The sequence below is a fragment of the Pseudomonas sp. BRM28 genome, from assembly GCF_002939405.1.
Taxonomy (GTDB): Bacteria; Pseudomonadota; Gammaproteobacteria; order Pseudomonadales; family Pseudomonadaceae; genus Aquipseudomonas; species Aquipseudomonas palmensis.
Genome location: NZ_PEFV01000001.1, coordinates 219,284 through 239,185 on the forward strand (window position 1 = coordinate 219,284; position 19,902 = coordinate 239,185).

Below are 19,902 nucleotides of genomic sequence, written 5' to 3' on the forward strand. Positions count from 1 at the left end.
GCTGCAATCGATAGACGCACGTTATCAGACTTGCGTGCGTGTGACAGAAACAAACAACTCAGCGTTTCTTGTCCAGCGAGTACACGAACGGCGCGACCACTTCGATACTGCCGTTGTTGAGCAGTTCCTGAGGCGGCTTGGGCACGGGTTGAGCCTTGCGGATCATTTCCAGGGTTGCCCGGTCCAGTGCCGCGCTGCCTGAACCACCGGCCAGCGAGTACGACAGGATCTTGCCTTCGGCGTCGACCACGAAGCGCAGCCGGTTGATGCCCTGCAGGCCCCGCCGACGCGCGTCTTCCGGGTAGCGCTTGTACTTGCCAAGGTGACGCAACAGGTCGCTCTGCCAGGTAGGCAGGGCATTGCTGTTGGCGGCGATGCTTGGCGCCGGTGCTGCGGATTTCTGCGCCGGAGCGTTGCTTGGCGGGGAATCCACGGTTTCCTGGTCGACCGGCTTGTCCTGCGGCGGCTCCGGTTTTTTCTCCGGTTTCGGAGGCTGGGGCTTGGCCTTGGGCTTGGGCGGTGGCTTGGGTATCGCGATTTTCGGTTTGGGCGCTTCTGCCACCTTGGGCAGTGGTGGCTCCTCGACCGGCGTCGGCGGCTGTGGCGGGGCCACCACCTTCGGTGGCGGTGGTGGGGCCGGCTCGGGCATCGGCGCCATCTCGATCATCATCGCCGCAGGCGGCAGTTCGATTGCCTGGGGCACCGACCAGTTGAGCATCAGCACCACGGCAACGGCATGCACGGCCAGCACAATCGCCAGGCTGACGCCGTAGCGCGCCAGTTTATGCCGCGTATTGGTCATTTCTTGGCTGCCGTCTCAAGTCCCACCAGGCCGACCTTCAAGTAGCCGGCTGCGCGCAGGGTGTTCATGACTTCCATCAGGTCGCCGTAATCGACGCCCTTGTCAGCCTGGAAGAAGATGGTGGTGTCCTTGTCGCCCTTGGTCTTGGCGTCCAGTACCGCGCCCAGCTGGTCGCGTTGCACCTGATCGTCGCCGACGTACAGGTTCTGGTCGGCCTTGACGCTGAGGAACACCGGCTTCTCCGGCCTGGGCACGGGCTTGGCGGTCGAGGCCGGCAGGTCGACCTTGATGTCGACCGTGGCCAGGGGCGCCGCCACCATGAAGATGATCAGCAGTACCAGCATCACGTCGATGAACGGCGTGACGTTGATTTCGTGGTTCTCGGCGAGATCGTCGCCGCCCTCGTTAAGATGCAGGCCCATGGTTTACCCCACTTTCACCATGTGTGGCGCAGCGGAACGCTCGCCTGGCTGGTGGTCCAGGTCGCGGCTGACCAGCAGCAGCACGTGCGCCGAAGCGTCGGAAACCTGTGCCTTGTAACCGGCGATGGAACGGGCGAAGACGTTGTAGATGACCACTGCGGGGATCGCGGCAACCAGGCCCAGGGCGGTGGCCAGCAGGGCCTCGGCGATACCGGGTGCAACCACCGCGAGGTTGGTGGTCTGGGTCTTGGCGATGCCGATGAAGCTGTTCATGATGCCCCACACGGTACCGAACAGACCGACGAACGGAGCGGTGGAGCCGATGGTGGCAAGCACGCCGGTACCGCTGCTCATGTTGCGACCGCTGGCCGCGACCAGGCGCTCGAGGCGGAAGCTCACGCGCTCCTTGATACCTTCTTTTTCACGGGCATTGGCCGACAGGTGCATTTCCTCGAGGGCATCGTGCACCAGCAGGTGTGCCAGGGTGCCGGGCTTGTCGGCGGTTTCGCTGGCGTCCTTGATGCTGGTGGCCTTCTTCAGCAGGGCGATTTCAGAACGCAGGCGGCGCTTGGCGCCCATCAGTTCGAAGCCCTTGGCAATCCAGATGGTCCAGGTGATCAGCGAGGCGATGGCCAGGCCGATCATCACGATCTTCACCACGATGTCGGCGTTCTGGTACATGCCCCATGGCGACAGGTCGTGGGCCATGCCCAGGCTGGTGTCTTCGACCAGCGCTTGGGTGGCGTCGTCGGCCTGGCCTTCGACAGGGGCAGCGCCCGGCGCGGCGGCATCCGCAGGCTCGGCGCCCGGGGCAGCAGGTGCGGCCGGGGTAGCATCGGCAGGGGCAACGGCGGCGGCCGGTGTGGCGTTCTGTGCGACGGGCTCATCGGCCGTGGCGGCGGGGGCCAGTACCAGGCTGAACATCAGCGCGGCAATGGCGCGCCAGGCGCGCGACAGGGTTGGCGAAGCGGAAGGTTGAATACGTGTCATGCTGGCCGGACCTGATGAAGAAGAAATGGGTGGTTGTCCTTCCAGGCCTCGAGTCGGGCCGAGAACAAAATTTGGGCGGCCATTATTGCAAGTAATTCTTGTTAACAGAAGATACACAGTATCTTTTTTTGCATATTAACTAGCCGCCTATCGATTTCCACAGATAGGCTGTGGCTTTGTCTGACGGAGTGTGCGGATGTCTTCGCCTTCAGTTCTGATCGTCGGTTGCGGCGATGTGGGTGGCCGTCTGGCCCAGCAATTGCTGGGCCTTGGCTGGTCGGTAAGCGGTTTGCGCAGAAATGTGGCGGCCTTGCCCGCGGGGGTTGCCGGCATCGCGGCAGACCTGGAAAACCCGCAGTGCCCGACCGATTGGCCTTTGGTCGCACCCGACTACCTGGTGTACTGCGTGGCCGCCAGCCAGCATGACGAGGCGGGCTATCAGGCGGCTTATGTACAGGGCCTCAAGCATGTACTGGGCTGGCTGGCCGAGCGTGGCCAGCGACCGCAGCGCCTGCTGTTCGTGTCCAGCAGCAGTGTGTTCGCCCAGCAGGACGGCGAGTGGATCGATGAAACCGCCGCCACCTTGCCGTCAGGTTACTCGGGGCAGGTCATGCTCCAGGCCGAACAGCTGGCACTGGCCAGCGGCATCCCGGCCAGCATCGTGCGCCTGACCGGTATCTACGGGCCGGGCCGCGAATGGCTGCTCAGCCAGGTGCGCCAGGGGTATCGGGTGACCGAAGAGCCGCCGCTGTACGGCAACCGCATCCATGCCGAGGACGCGGCAGGGCTGCTGGCCTTCCTGCTCAAGGCCGATGCGGCGGGGCGTGCGCTGGAGGACTGCTACATCGGGGTGGACGATGCACCGGCGCCATTGGCCGACGTGGTGGCCTGGTTGCGCGAGTACATGGGCGTCACGCATTGGTCGGAGCAGCAGCGTGTGCGGCGCACCGGCAGCAAGCGCTGCAGCAATGCGCGTGCCCGGGCACTGGGCTGGGTGCCACAGTACCCGAGCTACAAGGAAGGCTACGCGGCGATTCTGGCGGCGCAACCCTGAGGGCTCACCTGATCAGTCGCGCTCGAGCAGCCATTGCCGGGCGCCGGGATACAGCTGCGGCATCTCGTCTGGCTGGGCGCTGTTGAGGGCACGCAGGATTTCCAGCGTCTTGCCATCACGCTTGAAAATCCACGGGTTGCCCTGCTGGTTGCGCTCCAGCCACAGGCTGTCGTACTCGCCGCTCATGCTGGCGCAGTCGCCGGCCAGGCACAGTGCGTAGCGGTCCAGATTGGGCAGGCCCTCGACACTGCCCGTGTCGCCGAAGCGCACGACATTGCCCTGACCAGGGCCCTCGATCACCTTCCAGTCACCCTTCAGGTAGGCGCCGTACAGCGCCTGCTCGAAGGTGGTCCCGGTGCGGGCTTCCATTGGGGCGGGAGAGCTGGCCTTCTGGAAGCTGTGCTGCGGCGCCATCGGGGTGGCGTGTTGCACCAGTTCGTCGCCATCCAGGCTCAGCGTCTGTATCTCATTGCCCGGGAATACCACGTCCCGTTGTTTTTCGCCGGCCTTGAGCTGGCCTTCGACGATCTCGAAACCGTTGGTGTAGCTGGCCTGTTCGGCCGCGACGTTGACCTTCCATTCCAGGTTGCCGCCGCTGTCCTGCAGCGCCTTGCGCAGGCTCACGCCTTTGGCGGCAGCATCGATGGCCTGCTGGTTGATCCAGATGCCGTTGTAGTCTTCGGGTTTGTGGCTGGCGCAGCCGCTCAACAGTGCGGCGGCCAGAGCCAGGGCAAGCGCGTGGCGCATGGCGGGGTCCTTCCAGAACAGTGCGGCGGCGAGCCGGCCGGCCCGCCGCGCGAGGTATTACTCGAGGACCAGGATTGCGTCCATTTCAACCTGCGAGCCGCGTGGCAGCGCAGCGACGCCGATGGCGGCGCGGGCAGGGTAGGGCTGTTCGAAGTAGCGGCCCATGACTTCGTTGACCTTGGCGAAGTGGCTCAGGTCGGTCAGGAAGATGTTCAGCTTGACGATGTCCTTGAACGAGCCGCCGGCAGCTTCGGCCACGGCTTTGAGGTTTTCGAACACCTGTACGGTCTGGGCTTCGAAGCCTTCGACCAGCTCCATGGTTTTCGGGTCCAGCGGGATCTGGCCCGACATGTATACGGTATTGCCGGCCTTGATCGCCTGGGAGTAGGTGCCGATGGCCGCTGGGGCCTTGTCGCTGGTGATGACGGTCTTGGTCATGGTGACTCCTTGCAGGGGGAGGGCTACGTGCGCATGCGGGTGATGCGAATCACCCCGGTCAGGGCACGCAGTTTCTTGATCACGCGGGCCAGGTGCACACGGTCGTGCACGCTGACCACCAGCTGGACCACGCTGATGCGGCCATCACGTTCGTCCATGCTGATCTTCTCGATGTTGCCGTCGGCGGCGTTGACGCTGCTGGCCAGCAGGGCAATCAGGCCGCGCTGGTGTTCCAGCTCGACGCGCAGCTCGACATTGAATTCGCCGGTGACATCCTTGGCCCAGGACAGCTGGATGCATTTTTCCGGGTTGTGGCGAATTTCGCTGATGTTGCGGCAGTTCTCCAGGTGCACCACCATGCCCTTGCCCGCCGACAGGTGCCCGACGATCGGGTCGCCCGGAATCGGCGTGCAGCACTTGGCGTAGCTGAGCACCAGGCCCTCGGTGCCGCGAATGGCCAGCGGCCCCTCGGGGTTGGGCAACTGCTCGCCTTCGCTGGAGAGCAGGCGGCGCGCCACTACGTAGGCCATGCGGTTGCCCAGGCCGATGTCTTCGAGCAGGTCTTCGATCACTTCGAGGCGATACTCGGCCAGCATGGCCTGGATGCGCTCCTGCGGGATCTTGTCCAGCGCGCTGTCGAAACCGTTGAGCACCTTGTTGAGCAGGCGCTCGCCCAGGTTGATCGATTCGGAGCGGCGCTGCAGCTTCAGGGCATGGCGAATATGGGTGCGCGCCTTGCCGGTGACCACGAAGTTCAGCCAGGCCGGGTTCGGTCGGGCGCCCGGGGCGCTGACGATCTCGACCGTCGAGCCGCTCTGCAGCGGTTCGGACAGCGGTGCCAGGCGGCGGTTGATGCGGCACGCGATGCAGCTGTTGCCGACGTCGGTATGCACCGCGTAGGCAAAGTCGACCGCCGTGGAGCCCTTTGGCAGCTCCATGATGCGGCCCTTGGGCGTGAACACGTAGACCTCGTCCGGGAACAGGTCGATCTTCACGCTCTCGATGAATTCGAGCGAGTTGCCCGCGCGCTGCTGCATTTCCAGCACGCCCTTGACCCACTGGCGCGCCCGGGCATGGGTGCCCTTGGGCTGCTCGTCGTCACTGGACTTGTACAGCCAGTGTGCCGCGATGCCATTGTTGGCCATCTCTTCCATCTCGCGGGTGCGGATCTGGATCTCGATGGGCACGCCGTGCATACCGAACAGGGTGGTATGCAGCGACTGGTAGCCGTTGGCCTTGGGGATCGCGATGTAGTCCTTGAAGCGCCCCGGCAGCGGCTTGTAGAGGTTGTGCACGGCGCCGAGCACGCGATAGCAGGTGTCGACCTTGTCGACCACGATGCGGAAGGCGTACACGTCCATGATCTCGTTGAAGGCGCGGCGCTTGCCGCGCATCTTCTTGTAGATGCCGTAGATGTGCTTCTGCCGCCCGCTGACCTCGCCTTCGATACCGTCCACGGCCAGGCAGTGGCTGAGCGATTCCTCGATCTTGTTGACCAGCTCCTTGCGGTTGCCGCGGGCACGCTTGACTGCCTGGTAGATACGCGCCGAGCGCATCGGGTACATGGCCTTGAAGCCCAGGTCCTCGAACTCCACGCGCACAGTGTGCATGCCCAGGCGGTTGGCGATGGGGGCGTAGATCTCGAGGGTTTCCTTGGCGATGCGCCGGCGTTTTTCGCCCGACAGCACTTCCAGGGTGCGCATGTTGTGCAGGCGGTCGGCCAGCTTGACCAGGATCACGCGAATGTCGCGGGCCATGGCCATGGCCATCTTCTGGAAGTTTTCGGCCTGGGCTTCGGCCTTGGTCTCGAAGTTCATCTGGGTCAGCTTGCTGACGCCATCGACCAGTTCGGCGACGGTTTCGCCGAATTGGGAACTGAGGGCTTCCTTGGCGATGCCGGTGTCTTCGATCACGTCATGCAGCATGGCGGCCATCAGGCTCTGATGGTCCATGTGCATGTCGGCAAGAATGCTTGCCACCGCCAGCGGGTGCGTGACGTATGGCTCGCCGCTGCGACGGCGCTGGCCGTCGTGGGCTTGTTCGGCGTAGAAATACGCCCGGCGTACCAGGTTGACCTGGTCGGCGCCGAGGTAGGTCGAGAGGCGATCGGCGAGGGCGTCTATGCTCGGCACGATGTTAGCTCCTGCCGAGAAAGTGGGCCCTGCGCCGTACAACGTCGACCAGGCATGGACTTAGACGGCCTCGTTGGCCTCGTCCTCACCGAATGCAGCGAAGACCGGGTCTTCGTGGACGATGTCCTGTTCGGCCATGAATTCTGGGGTGCAGATGCCTTCGGCGATTTCGCGCAGGGCGACGACGGTCGGCTTGTCGTTTTCCCACGCCACTTTCGGCTCTTTGCCGCCGGTGGCCAGTTGGCGGGCACGCTTGGTAGACAGCATGACCAGCTCAAAGCGGTTATCCACGTGTTCTAGACAATCTTCAACGGTTACGCGGGCCATGGTCTTCCTCAGTAGCAAATGCGGTGTTCAGCCCGAATGGGCGAGCGGACTCGATAGTTTAAAAAATCACCAGCCTTTAGGGAAGCGCTGATTTCACGTCGAGACCTATGTAAGCCGACAATAACCAGTTGTGAGGCTCTAGCACAACTGTCTTGTGGGGGTGGATTCAAATGCTTGGCCGGCAAGGTCGGCGCCTGCAGAACTGCGCACCTGCCCCGTGGGAGCCGGCCTTGCCGGCGAAGGGGCCCGAAAGTCAGGCCTGGCCCTCCTGGCGCCCCAGCATCCCGCGCAAACGCGGGGTCAATTCGTCGAACAGGGTCTGCACCGAACGCAGCGCACGGCAATCGGGGCGGGTCAGCAGCCACAGTTCGGTATTGCACCCGGGCAGGGCACCGCTCAACTGTTCCACCCCCGGCAAGGTATCGGCCATGTAGTCGGGCAGGGCAGCCACCCCCAGCCCGGCCGCCACCAGCTGTGCAATCGCCGCGATTCCGCTGCAGCGATAGCGCGGCATCACCCCCGGCAACTGCTGGCTGCGCCACACCACTGTGGCGTGGTCCTGCATGGAGTCGTCGGGGGCAATCCAGGGCACGCTGGCCGGGGCCTCGGCCAGCCGCTCGCGGTACTCCTCGCGCCCGCACACCACATACGAGGCCGCCCCCAGGCAGCGCCCCACAAGGTGCTCGGGTGGCGAATTGGTCAGGCGCAGCGCCAGGTCGGCGTCGCGCCGGCTGAGGTTGGCGAAGGTGTTGGAGGTCGCCAGTTCCAGTGACAGGGCCGGGTATGCCGGCATGAAGTCGGCCAGGGCGGGTAGTAGCAGGCTGTGCAGCACCGCATCGGTACAGGTCAGGCGCACCGTGCCGCTGACCACCTGTTCGCCGTGCTCCAGCGCCACCCGCGCCGCATCCAGCGCCTGCTCGGCGCGTTCGGCCTGCTCAGCCAGGGCCTGGGCGGTGCCGGTGGGGATGTAGCCCTTGCGGCTCTTCACGAACAGCGCGGTGCCCAGTGCGGCCTCCATGCGCCGGATCGAGCGGAACACCGTCGACACATCGACCCGCAGCAGGTCTGCAGCCTTGGCCAGGGAGCGTCCGCGTACCAGCGCGAGCACCAGGGAAAGGTCGGCGTGACTGATCTGATATTGCATGGGTGCACTCTTTGCTTGCCTAAATGCCAATGTCTGTTGCGTGGGGGCCATTCTATAGTGAGGCGGCAGTCGTGAATCAACCCGCGACGTTGTCAGAACCTGGAACGACCGTGCAATGCCGCGGCGTTCGGCATTCCCCACGATGGGAACCTTAAAAAGAACAAATGAAACCATCGCCGCTCCCGATAGCGCAGTAACACCTCCTCCATTGCCGCCCGATAAAAAATCAAAGGATGCCTAGCCATGACGTCGGTCTCCCCGTGCGCCATCCCTCTCGACGAGATGGGTGAATTTCTCAAGGCCCACCCTGAGGTGCAATTTGTCGATCTGCTGATTGCAGACATGAACGGCGTGGTGCGTGGCAAGCGCATCGAGCGTGCGAGCCTGGTCAAGGTCTACGAAAAAGGCATCAACCTGCCGGCTTCGCTGTTTGCCCTGGACATCAACGGTTCCACCGTCGAAAGCACTGGCCTGGGCCTGGACATCGGCGACGCCGACCGTATCTGCTACCCGATCCCCGGCACCCTGAGCTTCGAGCCCTGGCAGAAGCGCCCTACCGCGCAGCTGCTGATGACCATGCATGAACTGGACGGCACGCCATTCTTCGCCGACCCACGCGAAGTGCTGCGCGGCGTGGTGGAGAAGTTCGACGCGCTGGGCCTGGATATCTGCGCCGCGTTCGAGCTGGAGTTCTACCTGATCGACCAGGACAACCTGAACGGTCGCCCGCAGCCGCCGCGCTCGCCGATCTCCGGCAAACGTCCGCAATCGACCCAGGTGTACCTGATCGATGACCTGGACGAGTATGTCGACTGCCTGCAGGACATGCTCGAAGCGGCCAAGGAGCAAGGCATCCCGGCCGATGCCATCGTCAAGGAAAGCGCCCCGGCGCAGTTCGAGGTCAACCTGCACCACGTGGCTGACGCGATGAAGGCCTGCGACTACGCAGTGCTGCTCAAGCGCCTGATCAAGAACATCGCCTACGACCATGAGATGGACTCCACCTTCATGGCCAAGCCGTACCCTGGCCAGGCGGGCAACGGCCTGCACGTGCACATCTCGCTGCTGGACAAGAAGACCGGCAAGAACATCTTCGCAACCGACGACCCCGAAAACAGCGAAACCCTGCGCCACGCCATCGGCGGCGTGCTCGAAACCATGCCGGCATCGATGGCCTTCCTGTGCCCCAACGTGAACTCCTACCGCCGTTTCGGCGCGCAGTTCTACGTGCCCAATGCCCCGAGCTGGGGCCTGGACAACCGTACCGTGGCCGTGCGCGTGCCTACCGGCAGCAGCGATGCCGTGCGTATCGAGCACCGCGTGGCCGGCGCCGATGCCAACCCGTACCTGATGATGGCTTCGATCCTGGCCGGCATTCACCACGGCCTGACCAACAAGGTCGACCCGGGCGAGCCGGTCGAGGGCAACTCCTACGAGCAACTGGAGCAGAGCCTGCCGAACAACCTGCGCGATGCGCTGCGCGAGCTCGATGACAGCGAGGTGCTGAACCAGTACATCAGCCCCGACTACATCGACATCTTCGTGGCCTGCAAGGAAAGCGAGATGGCGGAGTTCGAAGTGTCGATCTCCGACCTCGAATACAACTGGTACCTGCATACGGTGTGATGGCTGGATAAAGCTGCAACGGAGGCTTAACCGATGAACGAGCGCGCAGGGCGGCTGCCCCTGATTGGTGTGAGTGCTTGCCGCCAGCAACTGGGCAAGAACTCGTCGCATACCGTGGGCGACAAGTATGTCGAGGCGGCCGGTTTTGCCGGATTGCCGCTGATTCTCCCGGCCCGGGACGTCGCAAGCGACCCGAACCTTGTGCTGGAGCATCTGGATGGCATTCTTTTTACCGGTTCGCCTTCTAATGTCGAGCCGCATCATTACAATGGCGCCCCCAGCGTGGAAGGCACCCGCCACGACGTGTTTCGTGACCGGCTGACCCTGCCGCTGCTGCAGGCCGCGATTGCCAGGGGTGTGCCGGTGTTCTGCGTGTGCCGGGGCTTCCAGGAACTCAACGTCAGCCTGGGCGGCACCTTGCACCAGCGTGTGCAGGAGCTGCCAGGCTACCTGGACCATCGCGAGTCGCAGGATGCGCCGCTGGAAGAGCAATACAGCCCCCGCCACCTGGTGACATGCCAGCCCGGGGGGAAATTCGAGCAGATGGGGCTGCCTGCCCGCTTCATGGTCAACTCGCTGCACAGCCAGGGCATCGATCGCCTGGCCGACGGCCTGCGCACCGAAGCCCTAGCTCCCGATGGACTGATCGAAGCCGTGTCCATGGATGACGCCCCAGGCTTTGTGGTCGGTGTGCAATGGCACCCGGAATACCGCTTTGCCGAAAACCCGGTGTCGCTGCGCCTGTTCGAGGCGTTTCGCGAAGCCTGCATCGCCCATGCGCTGCGCCGGGAGAAGGCCCTATGAGGTCACCCGGCTGAGCCGGCGATGCACTGCAACAAGTTTCATTGAGTGATAGCGGGCACCCCACGGGGGGCCCGGAAAATAATACCAATAGTGACGGCAACTACTCATGAGCGAACACAAAGCAGGCCTGTCCCCAGGTGTGGGCGGGCGATCCAAAGGGCTGGCCAAGGGCCGGCTCGGACTGCTGGCCAGCATCGTGCTGGGCATTTCCACTATTGCGCCGGTGTATACCCTCACCGGCGCCCTCGGCCCGACCGTACGCGAAGTCGGCGCCCACCTGCCGGCGGTGTTCATCGTCGGTTTCCTGCCCATGTTGCTGGTGGCGCTGGGTTATCGCGAGCTGAATGCCGCCGAACCCGACAGCGGCACCTCGTTCACCTGGTCGGTACGTGCCTTCGGCCCGATGATCGGCTGGATTGGTGGCTGGGGGCTGGTCACCGCCACCACCATCGTGTTGTCGAACCTCGCCGGTGTGGCGGTGGACTTCTTCTATCTGTTCCTCGGGCAGATCACCGGCAAACACGAGGTGGCGGCGCTGGCCGACAACCTGCTGGTCAATGTGACCACCTGTTGCGTGTTCATCGCCATGGCCGTGTGGATCTGCTGTCGCGGCATCGCCACCACCATGACCGTGCAGTACGGCCTGGTGGCGCTGCAACTGATCGTGCTGCTGGGTTTTGCCATGGCCGCATTCGGCGGGTCGTCGGAGGCGCCGCCGCTGACCTTCGAGATGGACTGGTTCAACCCGTTCGGGGTGGAGTCGTTCTCGGCCTTCACCGCCGGCCTGTCGCTGTCGATCTTCATCTTCTGGGGCTGGGACGTGTGCCTGAGCATCAGCGAAGAATCGGTGGGCAGCGATGACGTACCGGGCAAGGCAGCGACCCTGACCGTGCTGCTGATTCTGGGCCTGTACCTGGTGACCGCAATTGCCACCCTGCAGTTTGCCGGCATCAGCGATATCGGCCTGGGCCTGGGCAACCCGCGTATCCAGGAAAACGTCTTCGCCCACCTGGCCGGCCCGGTGATGGGGCCGCTGGCGATCCTGATGTCGATCGCGGTACTGGCCAGCACCGCGGCCTCGTTGCAGTCGACCTTCGTTTCGCCGGCGCGCACGCTGCTGGCGATGGGGTACTACGGCGCAGTGCCGGAGCGCTTCGCGAGCGTCTGCCCGCGTTCGAAAACCCCGCGTTATGCCACCATCTGTGCCGGCGTGGCCGCCGGCGTGTTCTACGTGACCATGCGTACCCTGAGCGAGAACGTGCTGGCCGACACCATCACTGCCCTGGGCATGATGATCTGCTTCTACTACTCGCTGACCGCGTTCGCCTGCGTGTGGTACTTCCGCCACAGCCTCACCGACAGCCTGCGTCACTTCCTGATGCGCGGCCTGTGCCCGTTGCTGGGCGGCGGCATTCTTTCGGTGATTTTCCTGCAGACAGCCTATGACAGTGCTTCGCCGTCGTTCGGCAGCGGTTCGCATGTAGGGGGGTTGGGGCTGGTGTTCGTGATCGCGATGATTATCACCCTGCTGGGCCTGGTGCTGATGATGCTGTCGCGCCTGCGTGCGCCGGCGTTCTTCCTGGGCATGACCCTGCGCCGTCACGCAACGGTGCCCGGCCGCGGTTAAGCGGCCGGGGCACGCTGCTCAGGCAAGCAGTTGCCTGAGCAGTTCGCTGTGACGTTGCTGCTGCTGGCCGCGCTGCAGGCGGTTGGCACGGAACACCGCCTTGAGGTCGTCCAGTGCCGTGGCGAAGTCGTCGTTGATGATGACGAACTCGTATTCGTCGTAATGCACCATCTCGCTGACCGCCTCGCGCATGCGCCCTTCGATGATCTCGTCACTGTCGGTGCCGCGGTTGGTCAGGCGCTGGCGCAGGGCCTGCTGGCTGGGCGGCAGGATGAAGATCGAACGCGCCTCGGGCATCAGCTTGCGCACCTGCTGCGCACCCTGCCAGTCGATTTCCAGGATCAGGTCATGGCCCTGGTCAAGGGTCTGCTGCAGTGCGCTGCGCGAGGTGCCGTAGCAGTTGCCGAAGACTTCGGCCTGCTCCAGGAAATCGCCCTGGGCGATCATGCGGTCGAACTCGGCGCGGTCGACGAAGTGGTAGTTCACCCCGTCATGCTCGCCCGGACGCATGGCCCGCGTGGTGTGCGAGACCGACACGCGAATGTGGTTGAGGTCGTCGGTGAGCGCCTTGACCAGGCTGGTCTTGCCGGCGCCCGAAGGGGCCGAGACGATGAAAAGGGTGCCGCTGCTGTGGGTCATGGTAGGGGTGGCCTTACTCGATGTTCTGTACTTGTTCACGCATCTGCTCGATCAGAACCTTGAGGTTGACCGCCGCTTGGGTGCTGCGTGTGTCAAAGGCTTTGGAGCCCAGGGTGTTGGCTTCGCGGTTGAGTTCCTGCATCAGGAAATCCAGGCGCCGGCCGGCGGCGCCGCCCGACGTGAGCACGCGGCGCACTTCGGTGACATGCGTGCTGAGGCGGTCGAGTTCTTCGGCCACATCGCTCTTCTGCGCCAGCATCACCATCTCCTGCTCCAGACGCTGCGGGTCGAGTTCGGCCTGCATGTCGGCAAAGCGGTCCAGCACCTTCTGGCGCTGGGCGGCGAGCATCTGCGGCACCAGGGCGCGCAGGGTGGTGACTTCCTCACTCATGCTGTCGAGGCGCTCGTTGATCAGTCGGGCGAGTTCCGCGCCTTCGCGGTTGCGGCCGTTCTTGAGCTCCTTGAGGGCCTGTTCGAACAGGCCCATGGCCTCGGCATTGAGCGCCTGCGGGTCGCTGGCATCGGCCACCAGCACGCCCGGCCAGGCCAACACCTCGAGCGGGTTGAGGGGGCCGGGCTGCTTGATCAGGCCGGCCAAGGTCTCGGCGGCGGCGACCAGCTGAGCGGCACGCTCGCGGTCGACCTGCAGCGGCTTGCCGGCGTTCTCTTCATTGAAGCGCAGGGTACATTCGACCTTGCCGCGCGACAGGCCCTGGCGCAGGGACTCGCGCACCGCGCCTTCGAGGTCGCGCAGGGCTTCGGGCAGGCGCAGGTGCGGCTCGAGGTAGCGATGATTGACCGAGCGCAGTTCCCAGATCAGTGTGCCCTGGGTCCCGGCCTGCTCGACGCGGGCGAAGGCGGTCATGCTGTGCACCATGGGAAGTACCTCGCAGATTAGGGAGCAAGCCGACAGCCTGCAAAGGCGCAGGATTGTAACGCAGTGCGGCGCCGGCTCCCAATGCGCTGATGCTACAAAGCAGCGGGCAGGGCGCCGCAAATACCGGGCGGCGCGGGCAGATCGGGGCTTGTGGCGTGGTGCGCCGATGATCGGCTGGCCGTGCATTTGGCCGCAGGCATGTCCACCGAGGGCCCTGTAGCCCTATAATGCCGGGCAGATTCATATCCAGTACAGGTAGCCCAAATGAAACGTCCAAGTGGTCGCGTTGCCGATCAGCTGCGCTCGATCCGCATCACCCGCAACTACACCAAACACGCCGAGGGGTCTGTACTGGTCGAGTTCGGAGACACCAAAGTCATCTGCACGGTCAGCGTCGAGAACGGCGTACCGCGCTTCCTCAAAGGCCAGGGCCAGGGCTGGCTGACCGCCGAGTACGGCATGCTGCCGCGCGCCACCGGCGAGCGCAACCAGCGCGAAGCCAGCCGCGGCAAGCAGGGTGGTCGTACCCTCGAAATCCAGCGCCTGATCGGCCGCTCGCTGCGCGCCGCGCTGGACATGAGCAAGCTGGGCGACATCACCCTGTACGTCGACTGCGACGTGATCCAGGCCGATGGCGGTACCCGTACCGCGTCGATCACCGGTGCCATGGTTGCGCTGGTCGACGCCCTGCGCGTGGTCAAGAAGCGTGGCGGCCTGAAGGGCGGCGACCCGGTCAAGCACATGATTGCGGCCGTATCGGTCGGCATGTACCAGGGCGTGCCGGTGCTCGACCTGGACTACCCGGAAGATTCGGCGGCCGAAACCGACCTGAACGTGGTGATGACCAGCGCCGGCGGTTTCATCGAAGTCCAGGGCACCGCCGAAGGGGCTCCGTTCCAGCCTGAAGAGCTCAACGCCATGCTGGCGCTGGCGCAGAAGGGCATGACCGACCTGTTCCAACTGCAGCAGGCCGCGCTGGCGGACTGATCGGGAGTCGTCATGGCCGAGCCGTCCAACGCGCCGATGCCCGGTGATGCAGCCCGTCATTGGGGCATGTTGTGCCACCTGGCGGCGGCTGCCGGCATGGTGGTGCCGTTCGCCAACCTGATCGCGCCGCTGGCCTTGTGGTGGTTCAAGCGCGGCATCGACCCGTACGTCGACGCCCAGGGCAAGGAGGCGGTGAACTTCCAGCTGACCATGACCCTGCTGGGCATGGTGTGCGTGGTGGGGTTTACCGTACCGATGGCCAAGCTGGCGCTGACCATTATCTCGCTGGGGGTGGCGGTACTGATCGTCATTGCGGCGGTCAAGGTCAAGCAGGGCAAGGCCTTTCGTTATCCGTGGGCCTGGCGTGTGCTGACCTGACATGCTTCGTCGGCAAGGCCGGCTCCTACGGCGGTTGCGTTGACCCGGTAGGAGCCGGCCTTGCCGGCGAAAGGGCCCAAAGGCCATGTCTAGTCCTGAAATAGGTTTACACCTGTTCAGGTAGGCCGATAGGCCTCAAAACGCCCGATGCACCGCATCGGGCGTTTTGTTTTTCAGGGCCATATGGGGCCGTTCTGTGTTGTAGATCTGCACTGCCTCATCAACCATCTGCCTCGCTTGCTCCAGATCTTCAGGTCTGCTTAACAGCAGCTCCATCTTGAGGATTCCGTTGATTCGCTCAGCCAGCGCGTTCTGGTAGCAGTCATACCCATCAGTCATGGAGCACTGAACGCCGTGCCGTTGGTGCAGTGACTGGTATAGCGCCGAGCAATATTGGATGCCTCGATCCGAATGGTGGACTAATGGCTGGCGACGACGTCGCTTTCGTAAGGCCTGCTTGAAGGCTTGCGCTACTGACTCGGCATGCAGGCTTTCATGGACGTGGTGACCAACAATTTTCCTGGAGTACGCGTCCGTTACCAGGCTCAGGTACAGCGGGCCGTTACGTGCGGGCAGATAAGTAATGTCGGCAACCCAGACGTGCTCCGGCCTTGTCGGAACGACTTGGCTTGGACCGGGCTTGATTAAGTTGGGATGGCGGTAGAAGCGATGAAAGCTCTGTGTTGTCTTGTGGTATGCCCGCTTGGGCAGTACCAGCAAACGGCGCTCTCCCAAGACCTGAAACAGCCTATCTCGGCCGACCTGGAATCGTTTGTCAGGTTGGCAATGCAGCAAATAGTGCAGCTTACGGGTACCCAGACGGGGCTGGCGCAGCCGGACTTGCTGAACAAACTGAACCACCCGATCTGCCTGGCGCTCTTTGCCATCAGCAGCTCGGTTGCGCTTGTAGTAAGCCTGTCGACTGATGCCTAGAAACTGACAAGCCCTGGCAATGCTCAGTCCTGCGACTTGACCTTGCGAGAGGACTTGCCGGATCGCTTTTTTACGACCGAGACACCATAGTCATTTTTCAGAACATCAACGACCGTTTCAAAGAACTGGGCCTTCTGGCTCATCAGCTCAAGCTGCTGCTCAAGCTCTTTGATTCGCTGCTCTGGAGTGAGCATTTTGGGGTCAGACATCGCGCAGCTCCTCTCGTCGCGGATCGAGGCCCCCTGGCTCCAATCCTGCCGACCGTGCTTACGCAACCATACCAGAACCGTCGACCGTCCCTGGATGCCATACCGCACCTGGGCCTGCTTGTAGGTCAGTTCGCCTTTTTCAATCTGATCAACCACCGCCAATTTAAAAGACAGTGAGTAATCACGCTGTGTGCGCTTTACACCTTGCTCCATCTGACTCTCCGGAAATTCGGGATGGGAGGTGTAAACCTTATTCAGGACGGGACANCAACCACCTTTTTCACCGCTGCCGATCTTTCGATCGAAGCACCTCCAGCCTGACCTGAAACGTTCAACTCATTGATATTCAAGGAGTTTTTCGTTCAGACTGCGCCGGAAGTGGGGCGAATTATAGAGAGATTAAATCGTGCGTCAAGGGTTAATTGGCGATATTCGATGAACAAAGAAAGTTGCGCACTATATTGCTCATCTTCGCCTCCTTGCGCATCATAGAGGCCAGGCCACACGCCTCTCTCTATATAAGGAAGCAACTCCAACAATGAACACCCACCCCCGCAGCCTGGCCTCCAGCCTCTTCCCCATTGGCCTGCTGCTAATTGCAATGGCATCCATCCAGTCCGGCGCCTCGCTGGCAAAAAGCATGTTCCCGCTGGTAGGTGCGCAAGGCACCACAACGCTGCGCCTGATTTTCGCCAGCCTCATCATGCTGGTGCTGCTGCGTCCCTGGCGCGCGCGCTTCACCTCCAGCACCCTCAAGTCGGTCATCATCTATGGCCTGGCATTGGGCGGCATGAACTTTCTCTTTTATATGTCCTTGCGCAGTGTCCCGCTGGGTATCGCCGTTGCCCTGGAGTTCACCGGCCCGCTGGCCGTGGCGTTGTACGCATCGCGCAGGGCCATGGATTTCGTATGGATCGGGCTGGCAGTGATCGGCCTGTTGCTGCTGATACCCATCGGGCAGACCGGGGCGGCCATCGACCTGGTAGGCGCCGGCTACGCACTGGGCGCCGGCGTGTGCTGGGCGCTCTACATTCTGTATGGGCAGAAAGCCGGGGCCGAGCACGGCATTCAGACCGCCGCACTTGGCGTCATGGTTGCCGCGCTGTTCGTTGCGCCGATCGGCATCGTTCATGCCGGCAGTGCCCTGCTCAACCCTGCCCTGCTACCCGTGGCGATTGGCGTGGCCATTCTGTCGACAGCATTGCCGTACAGCCTGGAAATGGTGGCCCTGACACGCCTGCCCGCTCGAACCTTCGGCACACTGATGAGCATCGAACCGGCATTCGGCGCATTGTCGGGACTACTGTTTCTCAACGAAGTGTTGAGCATGGCGCAATGGCTGGCCATCGCCGCGATCATTACTGCCTCGGTGGGTGCCACACTGTCCATGCGCAGGGAAAGCCCAGCACTGGTGCCAGCCGACTGATTTGAGAAATATTTCCATTTGAACCTGTTTTTGTCATTGTGTCGCCATGGCACCCTGTTTAAGCTGTAATTCAATGCACTGCTTAAAGTTTTAACTTAAGACAAGGACGCGAGAGGCATCAGGAAGAGGCGCAGGTAACCGTCTCGGGCTTGCAGACCCGACACTCTTTGTAAGGACAGGAATGAAACGAATTTTGCTCATCCTAGCCATTCTGGCCATTGCTGGCTGTGCGGCGAACGCCAAAACTGAGGTCAAACACGGCAAGAAGGGCATGCACATCAACTGCTCGGGCCTGTCGTCTTCATGGAACAAGTGCTACGCCAAGGCCGCCAGTTCCTGCGGCACCAAAGGCTACAAAGTCGTCGCCAAGTCTGGCGATGGCGAAGACGAGCCAGGGGACTACCCCTTCGGTCTCAACCCCGCCGGCTACACCAGCCGAAGCATGATCGTCATCTGCAAGTAACGAAAAAGGGCAACCCGCAGGTTGCCCTTTTTCATGTGCCCGATCAGACAGCTTCGGTTCTTTGTTCCAGCCAGTGCAGAGCAGCACCTGCCAGCAGTGGCGAAAGCCGTTCACGCACCGTGCGGTGGTAATCATTGAGCCATTCGCGTTCTTCGCTGCCCAGTTGCTCAGGCAACAGGCATCGTGTGTCGATAGGGCACAAGGTCAGCGTTTCGAATTCAAGAAAGTCACCAAACCCACTCTTGCCCGAATCCCGGGTGAACACCAGGTTCTCGATGCGCACGCCCCACTGCCCAGGCCGATAGGTGCCCGGCTCGATGGAGGTGATCATGCCGGCCTGCATGGCTGTGTGCGGCGCAGGCGAGGCCTGATAGGCGATCACCTGTGGCCCTTCGTGCACGTTCATGAAGTAGCCGACGCCGTGGCCGGTGCCATGCCCGTAATCCACATGCTCGGCCCATAACGGTGCTCGGGCAATCGCATCGAGCAAAGGCGAGGCAATGCCCCGCGGAAAACGCGCCCTGGATAGTGCAATCATGCCCTTGAGCACCCGCGTGCAATCCAGCTTCTGTTCCAGGCTTGGCGTGCCGATGGGCACCATACGGGTAATGTCGGTGGTCCCTCCCAGGTACTGCCCACCTGAATCGATCAACAACAGCCCATCACCTTCGATGAGCGCATGCGAGGCGTCGGTGGCGCGGTAATGCGGCATGGCCCCATTGCTGTTGAAGGCGGCAATGGTGGCAAAGCTTGGGGACACATGACCGGGACGTCGAGCCCGGGCTGCGCCGAGCAAGGTGTCAACACTGACCTCGGTAAGGGTCGAATGCCCCAGTGCGGCTTCGAAGTCCGCGAAGAACTCGCACAACGCCGCACCATCCTGTTCCATCACCTGCCTGATATGAACGAGGTCCGCCTCGCTCTTTCTCGACTTGGACAGAACGCTTGGATTGATGCCTTCGAGCAGTTGCACCTGGGCACCGAGGTTGGCCAGCAACCCGCTGGTCACCCGTGCCGGATCTACCAGCAGGACACTGCCCGCCTCGATGCCTGCCAGCGCGCTGCCCACTGCTTCATACTCGCGCAGTTGCACCCCGTCAGACTCAAGTGCCTCGCGCACAGCGCTGTCGACCTTGCTCGATGCCACGAACAGAATGGCCTGATGCTGACCGATCAATGCGAAGGAAACGAATACCGGGTTGTATGAAACGTCGCTGCCACGCAGGTTGAACAGCCAAGCGATGTCATCCAGCGTCGCAATGAAATGCCAATCTGCGCCGCGCTCCTTGAGCGTTGTGCGCAGTTGCGCCAGCTTGTCGGCACGGCTGACGCTCGCGTGCGGCGGCAGGTGCTGGTAAACCGGGCTGCCTGGCAACGCAGGCCGCTCCAGCCACACCTGTGCCAGCAGGTCCCTGTCACTGAGCAGGCGCACATTGCGCACCCTGAGGCGATCCTGCAGCTGCCGCGCCGACGCCAGTTGCATCACCGCACCGTCTACTGCCACCGTGCCGCCTGCGGGCGCCTGCTCTGCCAGCCAGTCAAGGGCCCCCGGCTGACCCGGCATCAGCTTCATCAACGCGATGCCGCTACCCGCCAGCTCCTTTTCGGCCTGCTCCCAGTAACGACTGTCGGCCCACAGCCCGGCAAAATCGGCCGTCAGCACCAGCGTACCCACCGAGCCATGAAACCCGGACAGCCATTGGCGCCCCTGCCAGTAGCCTGGAAGGTATTCGGACAGGTGCGGGTCTGCCGAGGGCACCAGCAGTGCATCGACCCCTTCGCGGTTCATCACTGCACGCATGCGCGCCACGCGCGCGGTTACTGCTTCCTGCATTCCAGGCTGACTGTTCATTATGTTGTGCCACCACCGCGACCAA

The 19,902-nt window shown here is 63.0% G+C and carries 20 protein-coding genes; 8 read left to right on the top strand and 12 right to left on the bottom strand.

Annotation, left to right across the window (positions count from 1 at the left end):
• Window positions 1–58: 58 nt before the first annotated feature.
• From CR917_RS01055 to exbB, 3 genes are read right to left on the bottom strand one after another with little or no spacing between them, the layout of a single operon-like run.
• Window positions 59–802, bottom strand: a complete 744-nt coding sequence (locus tag CR917_RS01055; protein ID WP_043861562.1) for an energy transducer TonB — start codon at window positions 800–802, stop codon at window positions 59–61.
• A complete protein-coding gene (gene exbD, locus CR917_RS01060) occupies window positions 799–1,224 on the bottom strand; it encodes a TonB system transport protein ExbD (protein WP_043861563.1) in 426 nt (141 codons plus the stop codon). Before exbD ends, CR917_RS01055 begins: the two co-directional genes overlap by 4 nt.
• A 3-nt stretch (window positions 1,225–1,227) precedes the next feature.
• Window positions 1,228–2,214, bottom strand: a complete 987-nt coding sequence (exbB, locus tag CR917_RS01065) for a tonB-system energizer ExbB (RefSeq protein ID WP_104571777.1) — start codon at window positions 2,212–2,214, stop codon at window positions 1,228–1,230.
• 196 nt (window positions 2,215–2,410) lie between these two features.
• Between exbB and CR917_RS01070 the strand changes: the two genes are divergently transcribed.
• Entirely contained in the window at window positions 2,411–3,268 is an 858-nt protein-coding gene (locus CR917_RS01070) for an SDR family oxidoreductase (RefSeq protein WP_043861565.1), read from the top strand.
• Between the two features lie 12 nt (window positions 3,269–3,280).
• Here the strand turns inward: CR917_RS01070 and CR917_RS01075 are convergent, their stop codons facing one another.
• From CR917_RS01075 to CR917_RS01095, 5 genes are all read right to left on the bottom strand, one after another.
• The gene (locus CR917_RS01075) at window positions 3,281–4,015 is read right to left on the bottom strand and encodes a hypothetical protein (RefSeq protein WP_043861566.1); all 735 of its coding nucleotides are present in this window, start codon (window positions 4,013–4,015) and stop codon (window positions 3,281–3,283) included.
• Between the two features lie 57 nt (window positions 4,016–4,072).
• A complete protein-coding gene (locus CR917_RS01080) occupies window positions 4,073–4,453 on the bottom strand; it encodes a RidA family protein (RefSeq protein ID WP_043861567.1) in 381 nt (126 codons plus the stop codon).
• 23 nt (window positions 4,454–4,476) lie between these two features.
• Window positions 4,477–6,585 carry a bifunctional GTP diphosphokinase/guanosine-3',5'-bis pyrophosphate 3'-pyrophosphohydrolase gene (gene spoT, locus CR917_RS01085; RefSeq protein WP_043861568.1) on the bottom strand — a complete coding sequence of 703 codons (2,109 nt, stop codon included), beginning with the start codon at window positions 6,583–6,585 and terminating at the stop codon, window positions 4,477–4,479.
• A 60-nt stretch (window positions 6,586–6,645) separates the two neighbouring features.
• Entirely contained in the window at window positions 6,646–6,912 is a 267-nt protein-coding gene (gene rpoZ / locus CR917_RS01090; protein ID WP_043861569.1) for a DNA-directed RNA polymerase subunit omega, read from the bottom strand.
• Window positions 6,913–7,165: 253 nt separating this feature from the next.
• Window positions 7,166–8,056 carry a LysR family transcriptional regulator gene (locus CR917_RS01095; RefSeq protein ID WP_054916676.1) on the bottom strand — a complete coding sequence of 297 codons (891 nt, stop codon included), beginning with the start codon at window positions 8,054–8,056 and terminating at the stop codon, window positions 7,166–7,168.
• A gap of 243 nt (window positions 8,057–8,299) precedes the next feature.
• Between CR917_RS01095 and CR917_RS01100 the strand changes: the two genes are divergently transcribed.
• The 3 genes from CR917_RS01100 to CR917_RS01110 all read left to right on the top strand — a co-directional run bounded on the left by CR917_RS01100 (window position 8,300) and on the right by CR917_RS01110 (window position 12,113).
• Entirely contained in the window at window positions 8,300–9,682 is a 1,383-nt protein-coding gene (locus tag CR917_RS01100) for a glutamine synthetase family protein (RefSeq protein WP_043861571.1), read from the top strand.
• Between the two features lie 33 nt (window positions 9,683–9,715).
• Window positions 9,716–10,486 carry a gamma-glutamyl-gamma-aminobutyrate hydrolase family protein gene (locus CR917_RS01105; RefSeq protein WP_104571778.1) on the top strand — a complete coding sequence of 257 codons (771 nt, stop codon included), beginning with the start codon at window positions 9,716–9,718 and terminating at the stop codon, window positions 10,484–10,486.
• A 106-nt stretch (window positions 10,487–10,592) separates the two neighbouring features.
• Window positions 10,593–12,113: an APC family permease gene (locus CR917_RS01110; protein ID WP_043861573.1), complete on the top strand. Its 1,521-nt coding sequence runs from the start codon at window positions 10,593–10,595 to the stop codon at window positions 12,111–12,113.
• An 18-nt stretch (window positions 12,114–12,131) separates the two neighbouring features.
• On the opposite strand, the gene gmk is transcribed toward CR917_RS01110, so the two are convergent.
• Together gmk and CR917_RS01120 are read right to left on the bottom strand one after the other, a co-directional pair.
• Entirely contained in the window at window positions 12,132–12,752 is a 621-nt protein-coding gene (gene gmk / locus CR917_RS01115) for a guanylate kinase (protein ID WP_043861574.1), read from the bottom strand.
• 13 nt (window positions 12,753–12,765) lie between these two features.
• Window positions 12,766–13,629, bottom strand: a complete 864-nt coding sequence (locus CR917_RS01120) for a YicC/YloC family endoribonuclease (RefSeq protein WP_104571779.1) — start codon at window positions 13,627–13,629, stop codon at window positions 12,766–12,768.
• A gap of 264 nt (window positions 13,630–13,893) precedes the next feature.
• On the opposite strand from CR917_RS01120, the gene rph reads away from it, so the two are divergent.
• Both rph and CR917_RS01130 read left to right on the top strand, forming a co-directional pair.
• On the top strand, window positions 13,894–14,616 hold the full coding sequence (gene rph / locus CR917_RS01125; RefSeq protein ID WP_043861576.1) for a ribonuclease PH: 723 nt from the start codon (window positions 13,894–13,896) through the stop codon (window positions 14,614–14,616).
• Window positions 14,617–14,628: 12 nt separating this feature from the next.
• A complete protein-coding gene (locus CR917_RS01130) occupies window positions 14,629–14,994 on the top strand; it encodes a DUF4870 domain-containing protein (protein WP_043861577.1) in 366 nt (121 codons plus the stop codon).
• Window positions 14,995–15,129: 135 nt separating this feature from the next.
• Here the strand turns inward: CR917_RS01130 and CR917_RS01135 are convergent.
• Window positions 15,130–16,349, bottom strand: a protein-coding gene (locus CR917_RS01135; RefSeq protein ID WP_104571780.1) for an IS3 family transposase whose coding sequence is annotated in 2 segments (ribosomal slippage) — window positions 15,130–16,001 and window positions 16,001–16,349 — 1,221 coding nt in all. Because the reading frame shifts where the segments join, the coding sequence is not laid out codon by codon here.
• Window positions 16,350–16,674: 325 nt separating this feature from the next.
• Here CR917_RS01135 and rhtA point away from each other — a divergent pair.
• Complete coding sequence (gene rhtA, locus CR917_RS01140) at window positions 16,675–17,562, top strand: threonine/homoserine exporter RhtA (protein ID WP_054915733.1); 888 nt, start codon at window positions 16,675–16,677, stop codon at window positions 17,560–17,562.
• Window positions 17,563–17,743: 181 nt separating this feature from the next.
• A complete protein-coding gene (locus tag CR917_RS01145; protein WP_043859840.1) occupies window positions 17,744–18,025 on the top strand; it encodes a hypothetical protein in 282 nt (93 codons plus the stop codon).
• 43 nt (window positions 18,026–18,068) lie between these two features.
• Here CR917_RS01145 and CR917_RS01150 read toward each other — a convergent pair whose 3' ends face one another.
• Window positions 18,069–19,859 (bottom strand): aminopeptidase P family protein, encoded by a 1,791-nt coding sequence (locus CR917_RS01150; RefSeq protein WP_371920427.1) that lies wholly within the window; start codon window positions 19,857–19,859, stop codon window positions 18,069–18,071.
• Between the last annotated feature and the right edge of the window lie 43 nt (window positions 19,860–19,902).

What these genes read in the sequence shown, in the direction of transcription:
- CR917_RS01055 (WP_043861562.1), bottom strand. Translation starts at nt 802, where the DNA reads ATGACCAATACGCGGCATAAACTGGCGCGCTACGGCGTCAGCCTGGCG.
- exbD (WP_043861563.1), bottom strand. Translation starts at nt 1,224, where the DNA reads ATGGGCCTGCATCTTAACGAGGGCGGCGACGATCTCGCCGAGAACCAC.
- exbB (WP_104571777.1), bottom strand. Translation starts at nt 2,214, where the DNA reads ATGACACGTATTCAACCTTCCGCTTCGCCAACCCTGTCGCGCGCCTGG.
- CR917_RS01070 (WP_043861565.1), top strand. Translation starts at nt 2,411, where the DNA reads ATGTCTTCGCCTTCAGTTCTGATCGTCGGTTGCGGCGATGTGGGTGGC.
- CR917_RS01075 (WP_043861566.1), bottom strand. Translation starts at nt 4,015, where the DNA reads ATGCGCCACGCGCTTGCCCTGGCTCTGGCCGCCGCACTGTTGAGCGGC.
- CR917_RS01080 (WP_043861567.1), bottom strand. Translation starts at nt 4,453, where the DNA reads ATGACCAAGACCGTCATCACCAGCGACAAGGCCCCAGCGGCCATCGGC.
- rpoZ (WP_043861569.1), bottom strand. Translation starts at nt 6,912, where the DNA reads ATGGCCCGCGTAACCGTTGAAGATTGTCTAGAACACGTGGATAACCGC.
- CR917_RS01095 (WP_054916676.1), bottom strand. Translation starts at nt 8,056, where the DNA reads ATGCAATATCAGATCAGTCACGCCGACCTTTCCCTGGTGCTCGCGCTG.
- CR917_RS01100 (WP_043861571.1), top strand. Translation starts at nt 8,300, where the DNA reads ATGACGTCGGTCTCCCCGTGCGCCATCCCTCTCGACGAGATGGGTGAA.
- CR917_RS01105 (WP_104571778.1), top strand. Translation starts at nt 9,716, where the DNA reads ATGAACGAGCGCGCAGGGCGGCTGCCCCTGATTGGTGTGAGTGCTTGC.
- CR917_RS01110 (WP_043861573.1), top strand. Translation starts at nt 10,593, where the DNA reads ATGAGCGAACACAAAGCAGGCCTGTCCCCAGGTGTGGGCGGGCGATCC.
- gmk (WP_043861574.1), bottom strand. Translation starts at nt 12,752, where the DNA reads ATGACCCACAGCAGCGGCACCCTTTTCATCGTCTCGGCCCCTTCGGGC.
- CR917_RS01120 (WP_104571779.1), bottom strand. Translation starts at nt 13,629, where the DNA reads ATGGTGCACAGCATGACCGCCTTCGCCCGCGTCGAGCAGGCCGGGACC.
- rph (WP_043861576.1), top strand. Translation starts at nt 13,894, where the DNA reads ATGAAACGTCCAAGTGGTCGCGTTGCCGATCAGCTGCGCTCGATCCGC.
- CR917_RS01130 (WP_043861577.1), top strand. Translation starts at nt 14,629, where the DNA reads ATGGCCGAGCCGTCCAACGCGCCGATGCCCGGTGATGCAGCCCGTCAT.
- rhtA (WP_054915733.1), top strand. Translation starts at nt 16,675, where the DNA reads ATGAACACCCACCCCCGCAGCCTGGCCTCCAGCCTCTTCCCCATTGGC.
- CR917_RS01145 (WP_043859840.1), top strand. Translation starts at nt 17,744, where the DNA reads ATGAAACGAATTTTGCTCATCCTAGCCATTCTGGCCATTGCTGGCTGT.
- CR917_RS01150 (WP_371920427.1), bottom strand. Translation starts at nt 19,859, where the DNA reads ATGCAGGAAGCAGTAACCGCGCGCGTGGCGCGCATGCGTGCAGTGATG.